The 22,536-nt window shown below is 45.7% G+C and carries 24 protein-coding genes and 1 riboswitch; of the genes, 18 read left to right on the plus strand and 6 right to left on the minus strand.

Annotated elements, in window-relative coordinates; translation table 11 throughout:
* Positions 1-178: 178 nt before the first annotated feature.
* Positions 179-730 (plus strand): TlpA family protein disulfide reductase, encoded by a 552-nt coding sequence (locus tag J7E78_RS23760; protein WP_215078590.1) that lies wholly within the window; start codon positions 179-181, stop codon positions 728-730.
* A gap of 83 nt (positions 731-813) precedes the next feature.
* On the opposite strand, the gene cimA is transcribed toward J7E78_RS23760, so the two are convergent.
* Complete coding sequence (gene cimA, locus J7E78_RS23765; RefSeq protein WP_215078592.1) at positions 814-2,433, minus strand: citramalate synthase; 1,620 nt, start codon at positions 2,431-2,433, stop codon at positions 814-816.
* A 494-nt stretch (positions 2,434-2,927) separates the two neighbouring features.
* Between cimA and J7E78_RS23770 the strand changes: the two genes are divergently transcribed.
* The 3 genes from J7E78_RS23770 to J7E78_RS23780 all read left to right on the plus strand — a co-directional run bounded on the left by J7E78_RS23770 (position 2,928) and on the right by J7E78_RS23780 (position 6,246).
* Positions 2,928-4,229, plus strand: coding sequence for a DNA polymerase IV (locus J7E78_RS23770; protein WP_036670145.1), 1,302 nt, complete (start codon positions 2,928-2,930; stop codon positions 4,227-4,229).
* Positions 4,230-4,347: 118 nt separating this feature from the next.
* Entirely contained in the window at positions 4,348-4,590 is a 243-nt protein-coding gene (locus J7E78_RS23775; RefSeq protein WP_017689369.1) for a ferredoxin, read from the plus strand.
* 213 nt (positions 4,591-4,803) lie between these two features.
* Positions 4,804-6,246, plus strand: a complete 1,443-nt coding sequence (locus J7E78_RS23780; protein ID WP_215078594.1) for a L,D-transpeptidase family protein — start codon at positions 4,804-4,806, stop codon at positions 6,244-6,246.
* Between the two features lie 42 nt (positions 6,247-6,288).
* Here J7E78_RS23780 and J7E78_RS23785 read toward each other — a convergent pair whose 3' ends face one another.
* Positions 6,289-6,426 (minus strand): hypothetical protein, encoded by a 138-nt coding sequence (locus tag J7E78_RS23785; RefSeq protein ID WP_017689367.1) that lies wholly within the window; start codon positions 6,424-6,426, stop codon positions 6,289-6,291.
* 254 nt (positions 6,427-6,680) lie between these two features.
* Here J7E78_RS23785 and J7E78_RS23790 point away from each other — a divergent pair, with 254 nt between their 5' ends.
* From J7E78_RS23790 to J7E78_RS23800, 3 genes are all read left to right on the plus strand, one after another.
* Positions 6,681-7,778, plus strand: coding sequence for a quinone-dependent dihydroorotate dehydrogenase (locus J7E78_RS23790; RefSeq protein ID WP_215078596.1), 1,098 nt, complete (start codon positions 6,681-6,683; stop codon positions 7,776-7,778).
* Positions 7,779-7,912: 134 nt separating this feature from the next.
* Positions 7,913-8,728 (plus strand): GTP diphosphokinase, encoded by an 816-nt coding sequence (gene yjbM, locus J7E78_RS23795; protein WP_215078598.1) that lies wholly within the window; start codon positions 7,913-7,915, stop codon positions 8,726-8,728.
* A complete protein-coding gene (locus J7E78_RS23800) occupies positions 8,715-9,197 on the plus strand; it encodes a DUF309 domain-containing protein (RefSeq protein ID WP_215078600.1) in 483 nt (160 codons plus the stop codon). Before yjbM ends, J7E78_RS23800 begins: the two co-directional genes overlap by 14 nt.
* Before the next feature lie 220 nt (positions 9,198-9,417).
* Here J7E78_RS23800 and J7E78_RS23805 read toward each other — a convergent pair whose 3' ends face one another.
* A complete protein-coding gene (locus J7E78_RS23805) occupies positions 9,418-9,966 on the minus strand; it encodes a thioredoxin family protein (protein ID WP_215078602.1) in 549 nt (182 codons plus the stop codon).
* Positions 9,967-10,187: 221 nt separating this feature from the next.
* On the opposite strand from J7E78_RS23805, the gene J7E78_RS23810 reads away from it, so the two are divergent.
* Positions 10,188-11,882: an RsmB/NOP family class I SAM-dependent RNA methyltransferase gene (locus tag J7E78_RS23810; RefSeq protein ID WP_215078604.1), complete on the plus strand. Its 1,695-nt coding sequence runs from the start codon at positions 10,188-10,190 to the stop codon at positions 11,880-11,882.
* Complete coding sequence (locus J7E78_RS23815) at positions 11,879-12,625, plus strand: pseudouridine synthase (protein ID WP_036670158.1); 747 nt, start codon at positions 11,879-11,881, stop codon at positions 12,623-12,625. The genes J7E78_RS23810 and J7E78_RS23815 overlap by 4 nt, the downstream gene beginning before the upstream one ends.
* On the opposite strand, the gene J7E78_RS23820 is transcribed toward J7E78_RS23815, so the two are convergent.
* Positions 12,590-13,072, minus strand: a complete 483-nt coding sequence (locus tag J7E78_RS23820; protein ID WP_215078607.1) for a hypothetical protein — start codon at positions 13,070-13,072, stop codon at positions 12,590-12,592. The genes J7E78_RS23815 and J7E78_RS23820 overlap by 36 nt on opposite strands.
* Positions 13,073-13,204: 132 nt before the next feature.
* On the opposite strand from J7E78_RS23820, the gene J7E78_RS23825 reads away from it, so the two are divergent.
* From J7E78_RS23825 to J7E78_RS23840, 4 genes are all read left to right on the plus strand, one after another.
* Positions 13,205-14,008, plus strand: a complete 804-nt coding sequence (locus J7E78_RS23825) for a Cof-type HAD-IIB family hydrolase (protein ID WP_215078609.1) — start codon at positions 13,205-13,207, stop codon at positions 14,006-14,008.
* 97 nt (positions 14,009-14,105) lie between these two features.
* Positions 14,106-15,146, plus strand: coding sequence for a hypothetical protein (locus J7E78_RS23830; protein WP_215078611.1), 1,041 nt, complete (start codon positions 14,106-14,108; stop codon positions 15,144-15,146).
* Between the two features lie 106 nt (positions 15,147-15,252).
* A complete protein-coding gene (locus J7E78_RS23835) occupies positions 15,253-15,801 on the plus strand; it encodes a GNAT family N-acetyltransferase (RefSeq protein ID WP_215078685.1) in 549 nt (182 codons plus the stop codon).
* 259 nt (positions 15,802-16,060) lie between these two features.
* Complete coding sequence (locus tag J7E78_RS23840) at positions 16,061-17,191, plus strand: glycosyltransferase family 4 protein (protein ID WP_215078614.1); 1,131 nt, start codon at positions 16,061-16,063, stop codon at positions 17,189-17,191.
* A 134-nt stretch (positions 17,192-17,325) separates the two neighbouring features.
* On the opposite strand, the gene J7E78_RS23845 is transcribed toward J7E78_RS23840, so the two are convergent.
* Positions 17,326-18,381 carry a YkvI family membrane protein gene (locus J7E78_RS23845; RefSeq protein WP_215078616.1) on the minus strand — a complete coding sequence of 352 codons (1,056 nt, stop codon included), beginning with the start codon at positions 18,379-18,381 and terminating at the stop codon, positions 17,326-17,328.
* A 205-nt stretch (positions 18,382-18,586) separates the two neighbouring features.
* On the opposite strand from J7E78_RS23845, the gene J7E78_RS23850 reads away from it, so the two are divergent.
* From J7E78_RS23850 to J7E78_RS23865, 4 genes are all read left to right on the plus strand, one after another.
* Positions 18,587-19,168 carry a xanthine phosphoribosyltransferase gene (locus tag J7E78_RS23850; RefSeq protein ID WP_145319258.1) on the plus strand — a complete coding sequence of 194 codons (582 nt, stop codon included), beginning with the start codon at positions 18,587-18,589 and terminating at the stop codon, positions 19,166-19,168.
* A gap of 97 nt (positions 19,169-19,265) precedes the next feature.
* Positions 19,266-19,595, plus strand: a complete 330-nt coding sequence (locus J7E78_RS23855) for a hypothetical protein (protein ID WP_215078618.1) — start codon at positions 19,266-19,268, stop codon at positions 19,593-19,595.
* A gap of 120 nt (positions 19,596-19,715) precedes the next feature.
* A complete protein-coding gene (locus J7E78_RS23860; protein ID WP_056700334.1) occupies positions 19,716-19,934 on the plus strand; it encodes a hypothetical protein in 219 nt (72 codons plus the stop codon).
* A 145-nt stretch (positions 19,935-20,079) separates the two neighbouring features.
* Positions 20,080-20,409 carry a carboxymuconolactone decarboxylase family protein gene (locus J7E78_RS23865; protein WP_215078620.1) on the plus strand — a complete coding sequence of 110 codons (330 nt, stop codon included), beginning with the start codon at positions 20,080-20,082 and terminating at the stop codon, positions 20,407-20,409.
* A gap of 74 nt (positions 20,410-20,483) precedes the next feature.
* Here the strand turns inward: J7E78_RS23865 and J7E78_RS23870 are convergent, their stop codons facing one another.
* Positions 20,484-20,948: a C40 family peptidase gene (locus J7E78_RS23870; RefSeq protein ID WP_215078622.1), complete on the minus strand. Its 465-nt coding sequence runs from the start codon at positions 20,946-20,948 to the stop codon at positions 20,484-20,486.
* Between the two features lie 5 nt (positions 20,949-20,953).
* Positions 20,954-21,085, minus strand: a riboswitch (cyclic di-AMP (ydaO/yuaA leader).
* A 418-nt stretch (positions 21,086-21,503) separates the two neighbouring features.
* Here J7E78_RS23870 and pelA point away from each other — a divergent pair.
* Positions 21,504-22,466 carry a pectate lyase gene (pelA, locus tag J7E78_RS23875; RefSeq protein ID WP_311517938.1) on the plus strand — a complete coding sequence of 321 codons (963 nt, stop codon included), beginning with the start codon at positions 21,504-21,506 and terminating at the stop codon, positions 22,464-22,466.
* Positions 22,467-22,536: the final 70 nt, after the last annotated feature.

The raw sequence follows: 22,536 nt of genomic DNA on the forward strand, positions 1-22,536 counted from the left end.
TGACCAAGAAGCACCCCACCTATTAGGTGGTGTGTAGTTCACAGGAAAAGGGTACAATAATAAAGAGAACATTTGGGAATCAGTTCTGATGAACGTCATAGAGCGTGATAAACACTTAGCATGTACAGGTTACGGTTTCAGTTTCAATATGCTAATTATATAAAAGGGTGGCGGGTTTATGAAACGAAATATATACATACTCCTTGGTGTTGTCTTGCTGGTTGGTATTGCAGTGGCCCAGAATGCGGGTGACGGCATTGCCGCCGTATTTAAGCAGGAAGAACCCATGCCTACTGAAACGGGGCCGCGTGCGGGTCTTCTGGCACCTGCATTTTCTCTGACAGCAATGGATGGGAAAACGTACAGTGTGGGCGGGACCAGAGATAAGGCCACGTTCGTCAGTTTCTGGGCATCCTGGTGTGAGCCATGTAAACAGGAAGCTCCAGAGCTGAACAGAATGGCTGCGAAATACAAGGATAAGCTTGACATGTATGGGGTAAATGTAACGTCATACGATAAACTCAAGGATGCCAAAGCTTTTGTGGATGAATACCAACTGACATTCCCTATTCCCTTGGATGAGAAGGGAACTGTGTATGCTCAATACAATGGGGTGGCTTTTCCAACGAACATTCTGATTGACTCCAGAGGAGTTATACAGGAGATTGTTCTGGGCATATTGCCCGAGAAAGAGTTGGAACGTAAGATTAAAAAGCTTGTCGCAAATTAATTTTCAGTAAAAAAGGAAGCCTCCTTTACCCATGATTCATGGATACGAAGGCTTCCTTTTTATTTACCGGGAAATAAGCTTTATTAGTGGTTGCTTATCCCGTGAGCAGGAATTGGGAGTGTGTCCGGCTCATCCTGCAATTTTTCTTGAAGCAAAGCATAGCGGAAACTGTGAACGAGCGCTTCCCAACTTGCTTCAATGACGTTCTCGGATACACCGACAGTGTTCCATGTGTTTTCCGTATTTTTGGATTCGATCAATACACGAACTTTAGCGGCTGTGGCATCCTTCTCATCCAGTACACGCACTTTGTAGTCTGACAGATGCATATTGGCGAGTGAAGGGAAGTATTGTACCAGTGCTTTCCGAAGCGCGTTATCGAGTGCGTTCACCGGACCGTTACCTTCAGCGGCGGTATAAACACTTGTTCCAGCTACATTAAGTTTGACAAAAGCTTCAGAAACAACGGATTTGCCCGCCGTTTTCTCCACAAGCATTTTGAATGATTCAAAAGTGAACAATTCTTTCATGTCACCGTTCGCTTCACGAATCAACAATTCGAGCGAGGCATCAGCACCTTCGAACTGATAACCCTGATGCTCCAGGTCTTTGATCTTCTCAATAATCTGACGTGAATTGGCACTGCTTGGATCGAACTCAAGCCCCAGTTCCTGCGCTTTGGATACAATATTACTTTGTCCGGCAAGTTCCGAGACCAGCACACGTTGCTTGTTACCGACCAGTTCAGGCGCAATGTGTTCATAGGTACGTGAATCCCGCAGGATGGCAGAGACGTGAATCCCACCTTTGTGAGCAAAAGCAGCATTGCCGACATAAGGCTGATTAATCGGCATATTCACATTGGCAATCTCGCTAACATAACGAGCCACGTTTGTAAGTTGTCTCATGGAATCCTCAGTAACACATTCATAGCCGAGCTTCAGTTGCAGGTTCGGGATAATGGATGCGAGATTGGCGTTACCGCAACGCTCTCCATAACCGTTCATCGTCCCTTGCACCTGACGGGCTCCGGCTTGTACAGCGCTGAGTGTGTTGGCCACAGCCAGTTCACAATCATTATGTGTATGGATGCCGAGATGTGCATGAGGCAGGCTTCTATGCAGTGTGGATACGATCTCGTGCACCTCGTTTGGCATCGTCCCACCGTTCGTATCACACATAACGAGCCAGTCCGCTCCAGCTTCGTGAGCTTTGGTTAAGACCGCTTGAGCATACTCCGGATTATGTTTGAATCCGTCAAAGAAGTGTTCTGCATCAAAGATCACTTCCATACCATTTTGTTTAAGATAGGCGATGGAATCAAAGATCATGGATAAGTTTTCTTCCAATGTAGTCTGCAAAGCGGTATGCACATGGAAGTCCCATGATTTACCGACCAGGGTTGCAGCCTGGGCACCAGATTCGATCATGCGCTTCAGGTTGGCGTCTTCACTAGCAACGCTGCCTTTTCGGCGGGTACTGCCAAAAGCAACAACCTTTGCGTTCAGGTTTAATTCCTTGACTCTTTTGAAAAACTCAATGTCCTTGGTATTGCTGCCGGGAATTCCGCCTTCAATATAATGGACACCCAGGTCATCAAGCTTCTTGGCAATTTTGAGTTTGTCGTCTGCCGATAAGCTGACACCCTCCCCTTGTGTGCCGTCACGTAAAGTCGTATCGAAGATGGAAATGGCCTTTGACATGAAGATCCTCCTTTGAGATGAAGCGCTCTTTTAGAAGTTGACGAATCCTTCGATTCGGCAACGCTACACTGTGTTAAACTGGGTGCGCTGATTTGTCCTAAAGTCGTCGATTTGTATAATTAATTATTATAGCACCATTATAGCCAAATGCTACATAGAAATCGCAGTTTCATGTAACAATTAACGGATTTTAGAGAAAAAAGAAGGATGGTAATCATAATCCGAATGTATGTTATAATCTATTATTGATTTTCAATTGGAATATATGGAAGAAAAGGAGGGGTGATTTTGAGTTTTGTATGGGAAAATACAGTTATTGCCCTGATCACTTTGATATTTTTTGTGAGTGTAGGCTGGTTGATCATTCGGTCTCTGATCCGATCTCGCAGAAAATAAATGCTCGTGACTGAATTAACATAACGGGTTTGATATACTATAGAAGAAAGTAATTTAGTTTTCATTAATTAGTGTGCATGAAAGGGCGGGGGTTCATGATGTCTTCAGACGGCAATCCTCCAGCAAATGTGGATCAATACTACCCTACAGCCGGACGGGTGATTCTGCATGTGGATATGAATGCTTTTTACTGCTCTGTACATGAAGCCGAGGAACCAGATTTATATAGAGGAAAAGCAACGGCCGTTGCGGGCAGCAGTGAACTGCGAAAGGGTGTAATTGTAACCTGCTCATACGCCGCTCGTAATCGAGGCATCTCAACAGGTATGGTTGTCCACCAAGCCATGAAAAAGTGCCCTGATCTCATTGTGATTCGTCCTGATTTTCATTTATATCGTCAATATTCAAGAGCGTTCATGCAGATTGCGTATAGTTATACCCCTCAACTTGAGGCTACATCCATTGATGAGTGTTATCTTGATATTACAGGCTCAAGGCAATTCGGGAATCCGATGGAGATTGCGGAGAGCATTCAGCGCAGAATCAAGGATGAATTGGGACTTCCTTGTTCCATTGGTATTGCACCCAACAAATTATTGGCGAAAATGGCTTCGGATCTGAAAAAACCGAACGGTATCTCCATTTTACGTATGAGAGACGTACCCCGGATTCTTTGGCACAGACCATGTAACGAGATGTTTGGCATTGGCAAAAAAACGGCTGAAAAGCTGAAAAAACTGGGCATTGAAACGATTGGTCAATTGGCCAAGTCAGATGAGAACATGTTGACCGAACTATTCGGAGTTAATGGAGCATGGCTCAAAAATTCTGCGAATGGCATTAACCATTCCGCAGTTCACGCGGAACGTGAGGCCAATAAATCCATTGGGCATACAACCACTTTACCGGCGGATGTATCGGATATGAATGAGATTCACCGGGTTTTCCTCAATATAAGTGACCAGGTAGCCAGAAGATTGCGCAAGCACGAAATGTTCAGCCAGGGGATTCAGATTACGATCCGCACACCGGATATGAAGACAATCACCCGGTCACGTCTAATGGAAGTACCTACGGAGGATGCAACGGTCATATACCGTGAGGCCTGTAAACTATTTGAGAAGCATTGGGGTAGTGGCAAGCCTGTACGCATGCTGGGTGTGACACTTCAAAACCTGATTCCAAGAGAGGAATCCGCTGTACAGATGGACTTGTTCGAATATGAACAGAAGCCCAAGAAGGACAATCTGATTCGGATTATGGATCAGTTACGTGATAAGTTCGGTGAGAATGCTGTTGTGACCGCAGGCATGCTTGGAGATGATCCTTCCGTGCTACTTCGTAATCATAAAGTGCGCGGTACTTCCCTGCAAAAAGATAACTTGCAAAGTCTTGATTAAATAAGGGATAATAGAGACTTGTGGTTGCAAAATGATTTGTAATTATCCTTACTTTGGTTTAATATGTTTCCTAGATAAAAACACTGTACGTTTCGAATTTTAGGAGGAGAGAATGTAAATGAGTAAATATACTTGGGTTGAAAAAGACACATGCATCGCATGTGGCGCTTGTGGAGCAACGGCTCCAGACATCTACGATTACGATGATGAAGGTTTGGCAGAAGTGATCTTTGATGGCGATGCTAACCATGGTGTCAAAGCTATTCCAGACGACTTGTTTGACGATATGCAGGATGCATGCGACGGCTGCCCTACAGATTCAATCAAAGTAGCGGACGAGCCTTTCAATAAAGAAGGCTAAGGTTTTCTCACATGAACACAGAGCACTTTCTTTTGTCTTAACGACAAGGGAAAGTGCTTTTTTTTATTTAACTGTGATTATCTGACTGTGGATCAAGGACGAACATTGTCGAAATGCCTTTTTCCCACCGGGTACTCAAGTCCTATGGATTCGGAGCCTGATTATGCCGATATATATTGATATACGGAAAAAGGGAAAATAGTGGAGGATCGGATGCAAAATACTCATCTAAGAACATATGTCAAGAAACATCCAGACAATAAAATGGCGTGGTACTTGCTTGGAAAGGAGTACTTGGGCGAAGGACAGGAGGCCAAAGCCAATTATTGTTTTCAGCAAGCGGGCGAGGTTTACGAGGCATTTGAACGCAGTAAAGCTCCTGCTGACATCTGGGTGGACTATCAGGAGAAGCTGGTGGAAATGTCTGAGCAAAAGGAGAAAAAACAACGTAGGCGCAAAATGTGGCTTACGTTGTTCATGCTGCTTGTGCTGGCAGGTCTGCCACCTGCGGACGCTCCAGGTTTCAGTCGTGAAGCGGCCGACGCACTGTCAGCAGCACTGGAGTCCACGGATGAGATCCCTGACCCTGTAGGAGCGGATCAACAGGCTGGAACTGCATCCATTCCATCAAGTAATGTGTTCACCGCTGCGGCATTTGGTGGAGGCAACTATGGTGAGGCTGCGCTCGCAGCTGCCTGGTCCGGGTCTGGCCCAAAAGTAGAGACCTCTGCTGTACTGGGGATGCAAACCTCGGATGACTGGTCTTTATGGAAGCGAAATATGCCTGTGAAATACATAGTACAAATCAGTACAAGCGGCAAATTAACGGCACAGAGTTATGATGCCAAGCAATGTAACTGTGAACCTCCTGAAGTTACACCGAAAATCAAAAAGATGGCCTTGGCGTGGACCGCCAAGCAGGAAGCCGCTGCATCATTATCAAGTGCAATCGTTGCCTATCGTAAAAAAAATGACGCTTGGCCCAAGAGTATAACGCAAATGGCCCAGCCATTTCCTAACAATATTCTGGGAGAGACTGCGCCAGGTATGACCGAGATGTTTCCGAAGCTGCTAGCCTTGCATCAAGGAAAGGCACGGGAAGGAAAGAGCGATTCGAGTGGTCAAGAGAATGGTTCAACATCTTCGAATTCGTCTCAAGGTAAAAATGCCGCTTTTGCAGATACGCTGGGAGGTCAGCCTTTTTTGCTGGAACCGCTGGAGATTGTCATTGATAAGGATAAACATAAACTTGCATTAATCAGTGGGGATACCATTGTTCGTATGTATGATGTGGGACTTGGCGGTGATCGAACACCGGAGGGTTCATTTGTCATTACAGATAAAGTGGTCAATCCGAATGGACGCTCGAACGGTGAATTTGGAAGCAGAGGTATGCAGTTATCCAACACAAATTATGCCATCCATGGGACCAACGAGCCAGACAGCATCGGACTGGATGAGTCCCTTGGATGTGTGAGAATGCGTACAGGAGATGTAGAAGAGTTATTCGCTCTTGCTCCGCAAGGCACTCCGGTACGCATTGGAGAAGATGTACTGCCAGATCTGACGCTTGTTCCAGAAGCAAAGCAGCGTTATCAGCATACGCTTGTTCCAAAGCAAAATAATCCGAACAAAACGTATCGCTGGCTGAATTGATCTGCTTGATATGTAGAATCAGATGGATTCAGCCTGAATCATCTACATGTTGGCAATAATGATAAGAGCACCAATGATGATAATCAAGCCGCCTACACTGGCTGCAGTCCATGCAATGGCTTTGCGATTCACTTCTTCTTTCTTTTGCTGTAATGCAGGTGGTTTACGTTTGGGAGCCATGAGTTATTCCTCCTTATTTGGAATAGAGCTGGTGTAGAGTAACCATGCTCTCATTGTAAAGAATTCAACTCGTCATTTCCAGTAGGCGGGTGGATTTCTTGTGAGTATTTTGCATCATTCGATTTGTGCTGTCTATGCGCAAACTACTTTCCTTTTTAATAAGAAACAGATAGACTTGTGTGTAGAGTGTTTTTTACATATGAAAAGACGGAAAACGGCTTTTTGGCGTACCGGACCAGAACGGAGTGAGTGATTTGTTATACAGAAGTCTTGCTAAACCTTTGTTGTTCAAAATGGACCCTGAACAGGCCCATCATCTGATTATTGGCGGCCTTAGTGGCATGGGTAGCATCCGTCCGGTTCCTTCCGGACTGCGTGTGATGTACGGCGTTCGTGAAACGTCTGATCTGGCTGTTGACATGTTTGGGTGTCATTTCCCTACACCTGTTGGTCTGGCTGCGGGTCTGGACAAAAACGGGCAGGCTGTAACGGGTTTTTCTTCCATCGGATTTGGATTCATGGAAGTGGGAACCGTGACACCACTTGCACAGCCAGGTAACGATCAGCCACGGCTGTTCCGTTTGCCTCCAGATGAAGCTTTGGTGAACCGGATGGGCTTCAACAATCTGGGTGCGGAAGCAATGGCAGGTGAACTTTCACGTCTACAGGATCGGCGTATTCCAGTGGCTGTTAACATCGGCAAGAATAAGGCGACGTCTAATGAGGAAGCTCACTTGGACTATTCGAAGTGCATTCAGGCACTATACGATGTTGCTGATCTGTTCGTGGTTAATATCAGTTCACCAAATACACCGGATTTGCGTAATCTGCAACATGGGAATGAATTGAAGGAACTGCTCGCAGCGGTTATGAACGAGATGAACGTGCAGCATGCACGAGCGGGCGGAGCTACAAAATCCGTTCTGGTGAAGATCGCACCGGATGTGAATGATCAGGAACTTGAATATATGGTTCGCACAATTGCAGACAGCGGTGTTGCTGGCATTATTGCAACGAACACAACCATCAGTCGTACAGGACTTTCCCACCAACATGCCAAGGAGACTGGCGGTCTGAGCGGCAAACCTCTGCGTGAGCGTTCTACGGAGATTATTCGCCAGATCTATCGTCAGACCGAAGGCAAACTTCCGATTATCGGTTCAGGTGGCATTTTCACAAGTGAGGATGCATACGAGAAAATTAAAGCCGGAGCAAGCCTGGTCGAAATATATACAGCATTGATCTACGAAGGACCTGAGGTGAATCGGCGTATTCATGCCGGACTGCGTGAGTTACTGCGCAAGGACGGTTATCGTCATATCTCTGAAGCGGTTGGTGCGGAGCATCGTTAAGAAGGATTGTGAATCCCCGGAATGAAAATATAGAAGCATGGAAGAGCGTAAAATGGTTCGGGACTCTTCCCCCCACCAAACATCATGTATAATGGAATAGAACAGGGGAAGCTATAGAGACAGGAGGCATAAGCATGGACGGTAGAGACTGGGGTACATTTTTACTTCCTTATGAACAAGCGGTAGAGGAATTGAAAGTCAAGTTTAAGACAATGCGGGCGGAGCTGAAAAAAAGGGAAGAGTATGCCCCGATTGAATTCGTTACCGGTCGTGTCAAAAAAATATCCAGTATTCTGGAGAAATCCAGACGACTGAATGTGTCGCTTGATGACGTGGAAACAGGCATTGAGGATATTGCAGGTATCCGCATTATGTGCCAGTTCGTGGATGATATTCGTCGGGTTGCTGAGTATATTCGGGGCCGCAAGGATCTCACGGTATTAATTGAGAAAGATTATATTACGAATTTCAAAGAGAGCGGCTATCGCAGCTTCCATATGATTATTGAATATCCCGTTCAGACGGCTCTGGGACAAAAGAATGTATTGGCCGAAATACAGATCCGTACGCTCGCGATGAACTTCTGGGCGACCATTGAACATTCTCTGAGTTACAAGTTTCGGGAAGGGTTACCGGATGACATGAGAACCAGGCTGAAAAAAACGGCTGAGGCCGCGTTTATACTGGACAATGAGATGTCTGCGATTCGTCTGCAGATTCTGGAAGCACAGAAGGCCTTCGAGGATGATTCCAATATCGTGTCAAGAACACTGAACATCATACATCAATTGTATTTCTACCATCTTGTGAACGAAGCAATTGAGGCGCAGAAACGTTTCAATGATTGCTGGGAGCGTCATGATATGGAAGGCTTGAAAGATCTGCTGGATGATGTGAAAGCACTTCTGAATGCAGCCAGAAAGGGCGAAAACCCGGATGATCAGTTTTGAGCCACTGTACATTGACTATTTAATCTACTTCAATCGGGATCACGATTATTTCGAGTGCCATGAGGTGCTGGAAGAATTGTGGCTTGAACGGAACCGGGATTCTCTCTATAAAGGGTTGTTGCAAATTGCGGTTGGTTTATACCACTTCAGGAATGGCAACCTCCGTGGAGGAACGATGATGTTACAGAGCTCACTTGATCTTCTGGAACCTTATCCTGCTACGATTCTGGGCATTGACCTTGGGACTTTGGTACGGGATGTACAGGAAATCGTGAAGCAACTGTCCCAATCAGATGTTCAGTCTGTGACTTACAGGGATTTGTCCATACAAATTGTTGATGAAGTCTTAGAACAGGAGATATCTAGAAGATCGCTTGAGCTAAAACCTAATATTCCGCAACGCCGGAGTCCTACCAGAGGGCGAATATACGAAGAGAAGATGAAGGCGATGGATCAGAGTAAAAGTTGAAGCGTAATCAGCGTTTACATTCAAATGAGAATCCCATGGATATGAAGTTTCATGGTTATGAAACACCCCGACGATTCCTGTAAAGGGAATGATCGGGGTGTTTTTGAATGTTGCGTCATACTCAGATGATTGCACGTGGCGCAGCTTGTCCTTCTATAGAACAGTGTCTGGTGATACAAATGCCTGATTTTGTAGATACTTGTGGAAACGGATCTATCAATTAGCTTGCCGAAGGATTGGTACTGCCTTTATATTTTTGGAAGAATTGTTTGTAATCATCCAGCGTGTAACCCTGGTCACTGCCATTCTCTTGCAGTCCGCCAACCATACGGTCCTTCTCGACACCAGCCTCATAATAGACAAGTGTAGGCGTGAACTCGATGTTGTAATCGGTCCAACCTGCTTCGAATTCGCGCAAATTGAACTGCGGAAGCTCGATACCTTCGCTGTCAACCAACGGCATTAACTGAGGTGTTGTGGCACGGCAATGGGAGCAGTCGGAAGCGAAGAAATAAACAAAAAAGCTATCTTTGTTATCGATTTTGGCTTTGAGATCAGTGGGTACAATAATTTGTTGATAGTTAGGATCACTAAGTAGCTCCCTTGTAGCTGGATTAAGCTTGGAAGCAGCGATGCCATAAGCATTTTCCACTGAATCCATCTGTTTCTTGGATTGCTGGTCTACGACAACCAGTGCTGCAATCATAATGATTAAAATACCCAGGAATATAAGGATCGCAGCACTTTTCTTTTTCTTCTTGGATTTCATTGGACATCCCCCATCGATCATATCGAAATATAGTTTGGGCAAAAATAAAGGTTGGGATAATATGCATAAACACCCGAATTTTTGCTCAGGAATCAATCTACTTGCCATTATACTACATTACACGCTGTAGTGGAATAGATACGATATGATAGGAAAGCAAAGCTTGGATATGATAAAATAAAACGATATTGCAATCTTACCAAGACAGGATGAGTGGGAATATGGGTGTAAAGTTACCTTTGATATTTGCTGAGCGAATGAAAAGTTTGCTGGGTGATGAGTTTGAACTATTTATGAAATCTTATGAACAGTCTCCTCATGCGGGACTGCGAGTGAATACGCTGAAAATATCGATGGAACAATTCGATGAGATTGCTCCGTTTCATCTAAGACCTATTCCGTGGTGTGAGACAGGATTCTATGTACCTCATGGTGTTAAACCGGGACTGCACCCTTATTATCATGCAGGTCTGTATTATATACAGGAACCAAGTGCAATGGCTCCCGTTGAATTATTGCAGGTGGAGCCTGGAGATCGCGTGCTTGATCTGTGTGCTGCCCCGGGAGGGAAAACAACACAGATTGCTGCAAAGCTGCAAGGCAAGGGTGTACTTGTCACGAACGATATCCATGCTGAACGCACAAAAGCGCTAGCCAAGAACGTGGAATTGTACGGAGTGCGTAACGCCGTTGTGTTGAATGAGTCGCCAGAGCGGATCGCGAACGCATTTCCTCATTATTTTGACAAAGTATTAATTGATGCGCCTTGTTCAGGTGAAGGTATGTTCCGCAAGGATGAAGACATGGTGAAATCGTGGGAACATCATTCGGTAGAAAAATGTGTGCTCATGCAGCGGGATATTTTGGAGACTGCGGCACGATTGCTGGCCCCGGGAGGAACCATCGTATATTCGACATGTACCTTTGCACCGGAGGAAAACGAAGCGATGATTGCGGAGTTCCTGAATGTAAACCATGATTTCGTAGTAATGGACATTCCTGAAGAGACAGGATTTGCTCCAGGACGTCCGGAATGGGTACGTCAGATGATGCCGGAGAAGGCAGAAGAGACAGAAGCTGTGCTGGATCAAACGCGTGGTACCGCAAGGTTGTGGCCTCACCTTTTGGAAGGAGAGGGACATTATGTCGCTGTGTTGCAGCATCGTGCAGAGCAAGGATTAGAAACAGATCAACCTGGAGTAGTTAAAGAAGGAGCAATGGAGTATGGACAGGTCGTGGATGTGTCCAGGATTGAAGTAGAGGGGAACAAGGATCACTCTATTGCTGCTTCTTCAATTGCTATGACCAAGGCTGATCGTAAAAAGGAACGTTTATTGCGAATCGAATCCCGAGATTCCCATGACAGACAAGTGGGAGGTAAGAATCCGGGTAGACAGAGCAAAAAAGGTAAAGATTACGGTGGACGTAAATCGGAACGGGGTCAGGGACGCGGAGTTGATCCGGCAAGTATAGATCCGGTTGCGATCTACACTCAGTTTATGAAAGAACAATTGGAGATTGAGTTAACTGGAGAGATGGTATGTTATGGAGATCGGGTGTATCAATCATCGGTTGGTGCAGCACGGTTGGAGGGACTGAAAGTCATTCGTCCAGGGTGGTTTATGGGCACGATCAAGAATGGACGATTTGTTCCGTCCCACCCGCTTGCGTGTGCTCTAAATGCATCTGAGGCACGGCGAAGCGTAAATCTGTCATCCGCTGACGGCGAAGCCGTGAGATACCTCAAGGGTGAAACGTTAAATATTGAAGAAGAACGAGTGGTACTCAAGGCGGATACGTTTGCCAAAGGGTACGTTCTTGTATGTGTAGATGGTTATGCCGCTGGCTGGGGGAAATGGCTGGATGGTGTACTGAAGAATGAATATCCGGCAGGCTGGAGGTGGACATCGGTATGAGTGGAAAAGGCAAACAAACGCTGCGTCTGGACAAAATATTAAGTCATATGGGTGTGGGAACACGAAGTGAACTCAAAAAGATGGTGAAGCAAGGCAGAATCCATGTGGACGGCAAAGCGGTGAAAGACAGTGGTGTTCAGGTGAATCCCGAGGTCAACGTCATTGAAGCCGATGGCGAGCGGATTGTGTATCGGGAGATGATCTATCTGATGCTGCATAAACCTCCGGGTGTTGTGTCTGCTACGGAGGATAACAGAGATAAGACGGTACTGGATCTGCTGCGCAAAGAGGATCGTGTCTTCAATCCGTTTCCTGTGGGACGACTGGATAAGGATACAGAGGGACTGCTCATTCTCACGAATGACGGTCCACTTGCCCATGATCTGTTATCTCCACGCAAGCATGTGCCCAAAACCTATGAAGCCCGTGTACTGGGAAACGTCGATGAAGCGGATGTGCAACGTTTCAAGGCGGGCATTCAATTGGATGACGGATACGAGACGCTGCCGGCTGAACTGACTATACTTGGTCAGGAAGAAACGGAAGAAGGCACGATCTCGTCGATCTCGCTCATTATTCACGAAGGAAAGTTTCATCAGGTAAAACGTATGTTTCAGGCGGTAGGCAAGCGAGTGGTCTATCTGAAACGCGTTGCCATGGGTGAGCTTGAACTAGCTTCCGATCTTGCTATCGGAAGCTATCGTGAACTAACCGCAGATGAGTTGAGCCTTCTGCGGAAGTAAAAGCTCCCGACCTTCACGAAGTGAAGCAGGGAGTTGTGGAGGGAAGCGAAGCCCCGATACTAACCGCCGCAGGCGAGAAAGCTCCCGACCTTCACGAAGTGAAGCAGGGAGTCGTGGAGGGAAGCGAAGCCCCGATACTAACCGCCGCAGGCGAGAAAGCTCCCGACCTTCACGAAGTGAAGCAGGGAGTCGTGGAGGGAAGCGAAGCCCCGATAGTAATCGCCGCAGGCGAGAAAGCTCCCGACCTTCACGAAGTGAAGCAGGGAGTCGTGGAGGGAAGCGAAGCTCCGATACTAACCGCCGCAGGCGAGAAAGCTCCCGACCTTCACGAAGTGAAGCAGGGAGTCGGGCAGAAAGCGAAGCCCTGCCCGTAATGGTCACGGTTAAGCTTGGCTGGGACCGCCGCTGACCAGCGGTGTGACCAGCAACAAGCGTTCCGACGACCACCGTGACATAGCAAGACCCGACCTACCACGGTTAGCAAGACGGGAGTCCAGAGGGCAGAGCCCTCTGGGGCCCTCCCTCGGAAGGGAGGGTTTGGGTGGGTGCGATTACTACAGGAGATGAGGATGAAGCCAGATGACTTATAAATTAATTGCACTTGATGTAGATGGAACACTGCTGAATGATCATCATGAACTTACCGAATGGACTCAGGAGACCTTGATTCAAGCTTCCCGTCAGGGAGCAGAGATTGTCCTGTGTTCAGGTAGAGGTCCTGCTAACACGATTCCTTTTATGGAGCAGATGGGACTGGATGGATATGTGATTACGCATAATGGCGCCGTTACCGCGCAAGTGGATACCCGTGAGGTTGTTCATCATTTTGCATTAGATGGACAGGGACTGGAGCCGATCATATCCTACTGTCGAACCAATGGAGTACATTTTGACATCAATACAGCATTTGGTCTGTATGTGGATCAACCGGAAGGTTTGGGGTTGCAGGTGCGTGAGATGTACTACAACTTCATGGCAGAGCCACTAAAGTTACCCAAGTGGGTTGACATGACAGAACCGCTGGCGAAGTTTACTGCATTTGGTCCAATTGAACAGATGGATGCAGTACTTCAGGAATGGTCTACCTGGAATCTGCCTTATTATATGACACGGAGTGGTGACTTTTTTATTGATCTGATGCATCCCGAAGCGTCCAAAGGCGCTGCACTGAAAAGGCTTGCTGAATCCAAAGCAATCTTGCCTTCGGAGATCATGGCCATTGGTAACTATTTCAATGATATTACGATGCTGACCTTTGCGGGCAAAGGCATTGCCATGGATAACTCACCGGACGAGGTGAAAGCTGCTGCGGACGAGGTTACACTCTCCAATAACGAGCAGGGTGTGGCACACGCAATCCAAAAATATGTGTTATCCGTCTAACCGTACATCTTATATTTGAAATGCACGCTTCCCTCATAATCTACCGTCCTCAGGGGCATCCTAAGAGAATAACGTTAGGAATGGAGGAGGACGCGTGATGAAATATGATGTGGAATTGGTTGCAGACCTGCGGACATCAGGTGGAGAAGTACAGGACGTGATGGTCAATGGTCAATATGCAGGCTCACTTTTTCTTGTGTACAGAGAAGGAGATCGTTTATCAGGTAGTCTGCAGATCGAGCAGGAGTCTCTTCGGGATGATACAGAGCAACGTATCGTGGAAAAAGTGCATGCCTATGTCCGATCTCTTGCAGATGCGTTGGAAGCTGCATATTATGAAGTGCTGGTTAGTTGTGGCTTATTACATTCGGTTTTGCATAAGCCTGAGCCAGAGACAATGTGGTCGTCTGAAGACATGAACCATGACGAAGGCAGTTATGACGATATAGACAGCAGTGAAAGTAAGGTAATCCCTGTTTCACAAGCTGAATCGTTTACATATGAAGATCGGGATCAGGTTCTGGAGATGGAAATGGTAAGCGCAGGACGCAGCATATCGACTTATATATTCAATGATGTCGAAGGAGAGGAACTTGCAGAAGCTTCCTTAAAACAATATGGCGCTGATGTACAAGGTGAAATACACTGGTACGACGAGCCGGAAGAGAATCAATTGGAAGCTGCGGCAGAGTTACTGGTCAGAGAGCTGGATGAGGACATCATCGATACGATTACGATCCGCATGTGGCATCAAGGCAACGAACTTGAGACGTTAGAGTGGATACATCGCGATTTCTCCGAGGAGTTTGAGGATACCGATGATACTGATCTGGATGAGCTGGAAGCTGCTGAAGAAACATGTTATGTCATGCTGAAGCGTAAAGATCGGGAGTTCCGGGTATATGAGCTGTTCCTTCAGGAACGAGGTGGATTGCCTGTGGGAACAGCAACAATAGACACTTCTCAATCCGATCTGACGGGATACATTGATTACGAGGTTCCTGGAACCAGCGTGCAGCGAAAGAGCCTGGTCGAAGTGTTGATGCAGGAATTGGACAAGGAAATGGAGTTTGATACCCTGCACCTTACGATGTTGTATCGAAATCAGATTATTGATGAAGCCAGAATAGATGGGTAAAAGGCAGCTGCCTTTTACCTTTTTTTGTTCTCATTTTGACGAAAAATCCATTTCCCGGTATAGTACCATTAGTTTAACAGAGATCAGGAAGCGGAGGAGAACAATGATGCACTCATTCAGGATCAGTAGCGAATATATTAATGATGGTTTTCAAGCGGTTCAGGCGAAGCCGGAAGATACGGAGGATGTGATGTCGTTGCTTGTGGAGACAGCCGAATGGTTACAGAGCCGAGGTTCTTCCCAATGGAACGCTTTGCTTAAAGGTGAAGATTCACATGATACGGCAGGGGCGATTCGGCGTGGGGATGTGTTTGTATTTAAAAAAGGAGCGGACGTAGCGGGGATGGTCATCCTTTTGGTTCAGCCAAGCCCTTGGGATATTCAACTTTGGGGTTCAAAAGCTCATGTCGAGGATGGCGCAATTTATCTGCATCGGCTAGCGATTCGAAGAAAATATGCTCAGAGCGGTCTAGGACGATCCATTTTGCAATGGTCCAGCAGCGGCATACAATTTGAAGGCAAACATACGGTTCGGTTAGATTGTGGAGCGAGCAATGCTACGTTGAACTCCTTTTACGCGCGGAACGGGTATACTTTTTTGGGGGAGACCGATGGTTACAGTACATATGAGAAGCCCGTGGAGCTACTGAGCTGAAATCTGGTTATCCAATGAATATGTTGACGACAACCGCAAGCAATTGACTGCTGAATTAAAGCTTTTGCTTCTGAGGGGAACGTGTCATGAATATGTTGTGTATACGAGTTGGTGAACAAAAGCTTGGTCAGTTTAGATTTGATTGAGCGGTTTAAATAGCCAAAAGTTTGCACTATCTAACGTAATATAGATGTTCCGGCTTCCCTATGTCATAATGGATAGTAGGGCAGTACGTAAGTTAGAAAGGGGGAAACTAACGGTGAAATTGCTGCAGGCGCTTTTCTTTCCTCCGGAGCAGCCCGGAGGTGTATCCTCTATGATTCCGTATATGCAAGAGAGATTTACAACCCCGAGGTGGGAAATGGATCTGTTCTCGTTGCCGAAGCGAATTCGCAACAAGGGCAGAGAGGAAGTTCAGTTCGAAACGTTTGATTGGACAGAATATGAGGATAGTCCTGTTGTCCAAAAATATATCCAAACCTATCGTGATTATCTATGGTGGACCAAACTGCGTATTCAGAAGCCCTATGATCTGATCCATGCCCACCACCCAATTGCAGGACTTGCGATGAAAACGGTTTTCCCGGATACACCCCTCATCCAGACGATTCACTCTAGTTATGAGCGAGAATTAATCCTTAATGGACGCATTGAAACGGATGGACCGGAGCACAGATTCCTGCTTGCGATATATGGTGAGCTGGAACATCAGGCAGAACGTCTCTTGACGGTGTCGGATTCGTTCCGTCGTTATCTGGCTCCCTACGTGAGGGAACCTGATGTCATCGGTGTGATTCCCAATGGATTTGATGAGAAGCGGTTTAAGCCGATTCCTCATGATAATGCGATACCACAGCTGGTGACGGTATGTCGGCTTGTTCCGGCGAAAGGGTTGGACATTCTTTTCAAAGCCTGTGCGGAACTGAAGGGCCGAGGTCATGATTACGTGTTACATATTATTGGAGATGGACCGATTCGTCCTGATCTGGAAGAATTGGCGCAGCGATTGGGGATCTATAATGAGACCATTTTCTATGGTTATACACTTCATCCTGAGGAATTCATGCCATTCTTCGATATTTTTGTATTGCCTTCACGGGCAGAAGCATTTGGCTCTGTCTTTGCAGAAGCGGCTCTGAGTTGTCTGGCTCTTGTCGGCACGGATGTAGGGGGTATATCCGAACAGATCGAGAATGGTAGCAATGGATTGCTCGTACCCGCAGAAGATCCTTCTGCACTGGCTGAAGCGCTCGAAAAGGTAATGCTGGACCCGGCTTACCGTTATGAGCTTGCCCGTTCGGCGTGTGAAAAAGCCAAGACACATTACTCGCTCGGCAGATCGGTGAATGAGCTGAAAAAGATGTATCTGCAGTTTCCCAGTCAAGCCTAGAAAAAGAGAGCAAAAAGTGCAAGCCGCTGTGCGAAACAGCGGCTTTTTGTGATCTTTAAGGATAGATTACGCAGAATGAGCTATGGTCATGAACCAATTGATGCTCATATTCATGAAGTACTTAACCGTGAGATTTATATATTGTTGCGTCCACGAAAGGCGCCCCAGCGGTTCAGTATTAATTTGACAGCCCAGATCAGTGCCATACTTCCGAAGATCGGGTAAAGGATGGATAGCAGAGAACTGAATCCAAACTGACTGAGTGAGTAACACAACAGCATAATGGTTAATGTAATAAAACGGGGATTCACCCGTATATGTTGTCTGAGTTGCAGGGTCATGCCATAGATGTCAGCTACAAATGTACTGAATATTTCCATAAAAATAAGGGATACATATACAGATTGCACTGCCCACCCGAGTTGAAAGGCAATGCTGCCCATCGGGATCTCGAATTGGATGATGCCTGGCATCTGCGCTGACATGGCGAAGTGAGCTGCCATCAGCATGAAACCTACACCAATTCCGCCAATTACTCCGCCCCATTTAAGGACACTCCGACTATGAATCTGGTTACCCAAGGGTACTAGAACGGCTTGGGCCAACACCAGATTAAATGAAGTATACAGCAGTGGAGATAACCACACCTGAAAAGGGTTTGAGTCTGTTGTCAGCGTTATGAATCGGGATGCACCTGGATGATTCAGGGTGCTAGTTATCATGAGCAGAGATAACAGGAGCATCATGGGCACGACGATGCTATTCATCTGAAGGATGGCTTGAATACCACGACCAAGAAGCAGATATGTACCTATAAGTGTGACGATCAGACCTGTCTGATAATGCAAACCCAAATGTTCAACAAAAACGGAACCTGCTCCGGCAAGCATGACACTGTTCACGCCGATGAGAATGAGAAGGGTCACCCATGTGATCCATTTGCCCGCTTTGTAGCCAAATAAATGTTTGTTCAAATCCTCATAAGAGCGGGACCCGGTATCGTGAGCGATCAGCATCATTTTGGTACCTAACCAGACAAAGAGCATGGTGGATAAGCCTATAGTGATGGTGGCCCATTTGCCATACTGGGTAAAAAACTGCAATATTTCCTGCCCTGTTGCAAAGCCGGCTCCGACCACCGTTCCAATGTATGTAAATGCGATCTGCAGCACCCGAAATGCCTGTTTCATGTGTTTCCCCTCTCAGGCCCCTGTATAGTTTGGACATGCGGGTACCATAGTACAAGGTATGCTTGACCCACGAAAGTCATGACAATGGATAGCAAGCTCTGGCTTTGAATTGCATCGTAGCGATAGTACCCAGGCAATTTCGCTTGAACTTATAGATAGATATATGATACTTTTACCTCATAGGATAGGCTTGGGAGGTCAAATCATGGAAGTGTTGAAACAACGAATTTTACAAGAAGGTGTCGTCATCTCAGATCAGGTATTAAAGCTGGATGGTCTCTTGAACCATCAGATTGATCCTGCATTAACGATGGAGATGGGCAGGGAGTTTGCTGCCCGTTTTCGTGAAAGTGGAGTGACTCGGGTAATTACGGTAGAATCCTCAGGAATTCCGGTTGCTTTTGCAGCAGCCCATGAACTTGGGGTGCCGCTTGTATTCGCCCGTCGCAAAAAAACGCTTCTGGCTGATCCTGATGCTTACTGCGAACGTGTACCGTCCTTTACCAAAGGAATCGTAACAGACATCATGGTATCCCGCGAGTTCATTCATGAGAATGACCGTATTTTGTTCATTGATGATATCATTGCCAATGGAGATGCCGCTCGTGGAGTGATCAAAATTATTGAACGTTCCGGTGCGGAACTCGTCGGATTCGGCGTTGTGGTCGAGAAATGTTTTCAGGCGGGGGCACGCACGATTCGTGAACAGGGTATTCCGGTGGAAGCCTTGGTACGCATCCGTTCCCTGAACGATGGAACGGTACAATTTGACGATAACGAAATGTGACATTTTAAAGGAATAGGGCCTATTTTTTGAACTATTCCTTTGCATGACCGCGGATTTCATTTATAATGGGGTTATGTTAGGGAGAGGAGGCAACACCATGGGGAACCAACCGACAACAGAACAATTTTTTATTGATAAGCTGGCGAAATCGAAAGTTCATTTTGAACGTGCCCTGGATTGTAAACATACGGAATTCGATGACCTTTATCCCTATATGCTTGAACATCCTCAATTTTTCTGGTACAAACGCTATGTTGCCTGGTCAGAATTACTGACGATTGTGGGCTTGTGCGAAGAGTTGTCCTTCTCTTGGAAAGAACAATTTACACCGCATCAAGTGGAGTACCTTGAAGAACGTGTGATGTCCGCCAAAGTGCTTGATTTTTGGTTCGAGAAGAACGACAGCAAAGAGCACGCGCAGCGGTAACTTTCAGTCGGGACATAATTTCGAATGACATGACAGTCTAATACAGTCACGTGAGACCTAAATGACATTTCATTTAGGTCTCTTTTTGTGAATAAATTTGGAATATAAGGAGCCATGAACATGATCAGTGATACAGAACTGGACGCTCTGCGTCTGTCAGGTGAGAAAGTAAGAGTAGTGAGGGACGAGCTGGAATCTAACGATGTCACAGGAATTGTAGTTGCCTGGGATGGCGAGCAGGTACTTATCCGGCGTCAGAATCGACGTGTCGTTAAGCTTGATCGCAGTTACCGATATCAGTTGTTCAGCGAGCCGCGCCAGAGTCCACTTAGTGAATAGCAATCGCTTATAATTGAGCAGGAACTTTGAGCGTTTAAATGTTTGGAATTACCATGATTTCTTGGCATAATTGACTCACTTGGGAGAGAAGATAGGTACAGTGAGGAAGATCTGTAACTATAGCCGAGAGGGTGTGCTAAAAGCCATGACATTGATGAATGATAAAGTTCATGCCTACAAGGATCAGATTGGAGCATTAAGTGATGTGCTGCCAGATGTGGTTAAGTCGTATCATGAATTTACGGGAGAATGTTTCCAGCCAGGCGTGATTGATGCCAAGACAAAACAGCTAATTGCGCTCGGTATTGGATTGTTTGCCAACAATGAGGTATGTACCTTCTACCATGTAGAAGAAGCCCGTGCCAAGGGTGCAACAGATCAGGAGATTATGGAGACCGTTGCGGTGGCTGGAGCTGTAGGAGGCGGACATGCCCTGTCTCAGGGCGCGATGCGAGTGCAGAAGGCGCTGCATTAGTAAGCAATGCAACATACATTTTTAAGTACAAAAAAGGCATCCGGTTTTATAACCGATGCCTTTTTGTATGTGAATTACATTTTACCCAACATTTTATCGTACATAAACTGTCCAGTTACTCGACGTGCTGTTACGTAGCGGTCATTGAAGTATGGATTCGATAACTTTGTGACGCTTACCCCTTTACTGCTGGAAGCATGAGCGAATTGTCCTCCGCCGATATATACACCTGTATGTGAAATGCCTTTGCCCGTTGTATTGAAGAACACCAGATCACCTGTGCGAATGTTGCTTTTGGATACGGGAGTACCTGCTTTGGATTGCTGCTGTGAAGTACGTGGCAATTCAATGCTGTATTTGTTGAAAAGATATCTCATAAACCCGGAACAGTCGAAGCCGGCTACAGTCGTGCCACCCCATTTGTAAGGAATACCTGTCATGTTGTTCACTACGGAGTTGATACTGCTTGCCTCTGTGCTTGTTGCCCCGGATGTAAGTAATACAGCTGCTCCAAAAATGGAGATAATCAGTTTTTTCAAAATCAATGTTCTCCCTTCGATGCCTACGGAGTTAGCTAAGGGTTCGGTAGAAGGTTCCCTATATTTCCTATGTATAAGAATAATTCACCCAAATTGGTTCCCCCGTTTTCAAACATGAAACTCGGCAATGAATAATTAAGTTTTTGTAACTATTTGAAACTATATTGCATAAATACGTAAATGTCAAACCCATTTAAAACCCTTCGTAATACCTCAATGTTAGCGGAATTAAGGTTTTTATATGAAAGAAGGGACCAAGTTTGGGTATCATTCATGACAAAAACGTCATTATTGATTCGTTTAAGACGAATTTGGATAAATAAATAGGTTTGTCATGAGTTAAAAGGACTATCCCGTTATGTAGAATTAAAGAAATTATATTCATTAAGTTGCATATATTGACAAAAATAGATTTTTTGCATATTATCTGATTATCAAATCCATATATTGGATTGAAATTATTTTATTATGCGATAAATACAAATACAGGAGGTTTAGGGACGCGTATCATAGGTAAAGTAGAAGTGGAAGATTTATAAAAATGAACATAGGAGAGTGTTACATTTGAAAGCGAAGAAAATAATTACTTTTGTCCTGGCATGTACGATGGTGTTCTCAGCAGTTGGAATGGCAGTTCTCCCTGTAGGGACGGTATCTGCTGCGGATGCATCGGGCACTACAGCGAGTATTTCTTATATTTTGAAGAACCAGCTGCCGGATGGAGGTTGGAGAAAAGATTATAAACAGACAAGTGGAGAGTGGGCGAAGTCCACGATAGACAACAAGGCTACATATTCAGAAATTAAAAGATTGGCGAAGGAATTTAAAAAGACGAATGATCCGCGATACTCCACAGCTGCAATCAAAGGAATTAACTTTTTGATCAACATGCAGTATTCAAACGGCGGATGGCCACAAGTCTACCAAAGCTCCGGATATCACAAGCACATCACTTACAATGATGATGCCATGATTAATGTAATGATCATGCTGGATGAAGTAGCAGCTCGCAAAGGTGATTTCTCGTTTATCGACAGCACACTTGCTAATCGCAGTAAAAATTCAGTTGCCAAAGGTGTGGAGGCGATTCTGAATACACAGGTCGTTTCAGGTGGTAAGCTGACAGCATGGGGACAACAACATGATTCCAGTTCCCTTAAACCAGCGAGCGCAAGAATCTACGAAGTGCCATCTCTGACAGCTGGAGAGAGTGTAACGATTGTTAAATTTCTGAAAACCAGACCTGCTAACGCTAAAATTACCGCATCCATTAAAGGAGCGGAGGCATGGTTAAACAAGGTGAAAATTACGGGTTACAAGTATGAAAGAGCTAATGGAGATAGCAAAATTATCGCTGATTCCAAAGCTGCACCAATATGGGCACGCTTCTATGAGATAGGAACGGATAAACCAATCTTTATTGGTCGTGACGGGGTAGTAAAATACAAATTAAGTGATATTGATAAAGAAAGAAGAGGCGGTTATGCATGGTATGGCAACTGGCCTTCCAAGCTGTAATTTGTAGTTAAAGATAAAGCCCGAATCGACATGGACGTCTGGTTCGGGCTTTATTGTTATTATTTTCAGT

Origin of the sequence: Paenibacillus polymyxa, assembly GCF_018614975.1 — a bacterium.
Taxonomy (GTDB): Bacteria; Bacillota; Bacilli; order Paenibacillales; family Paenibacillaceae; genus Paenibacillus; species Paenibacillus polymyxa_E.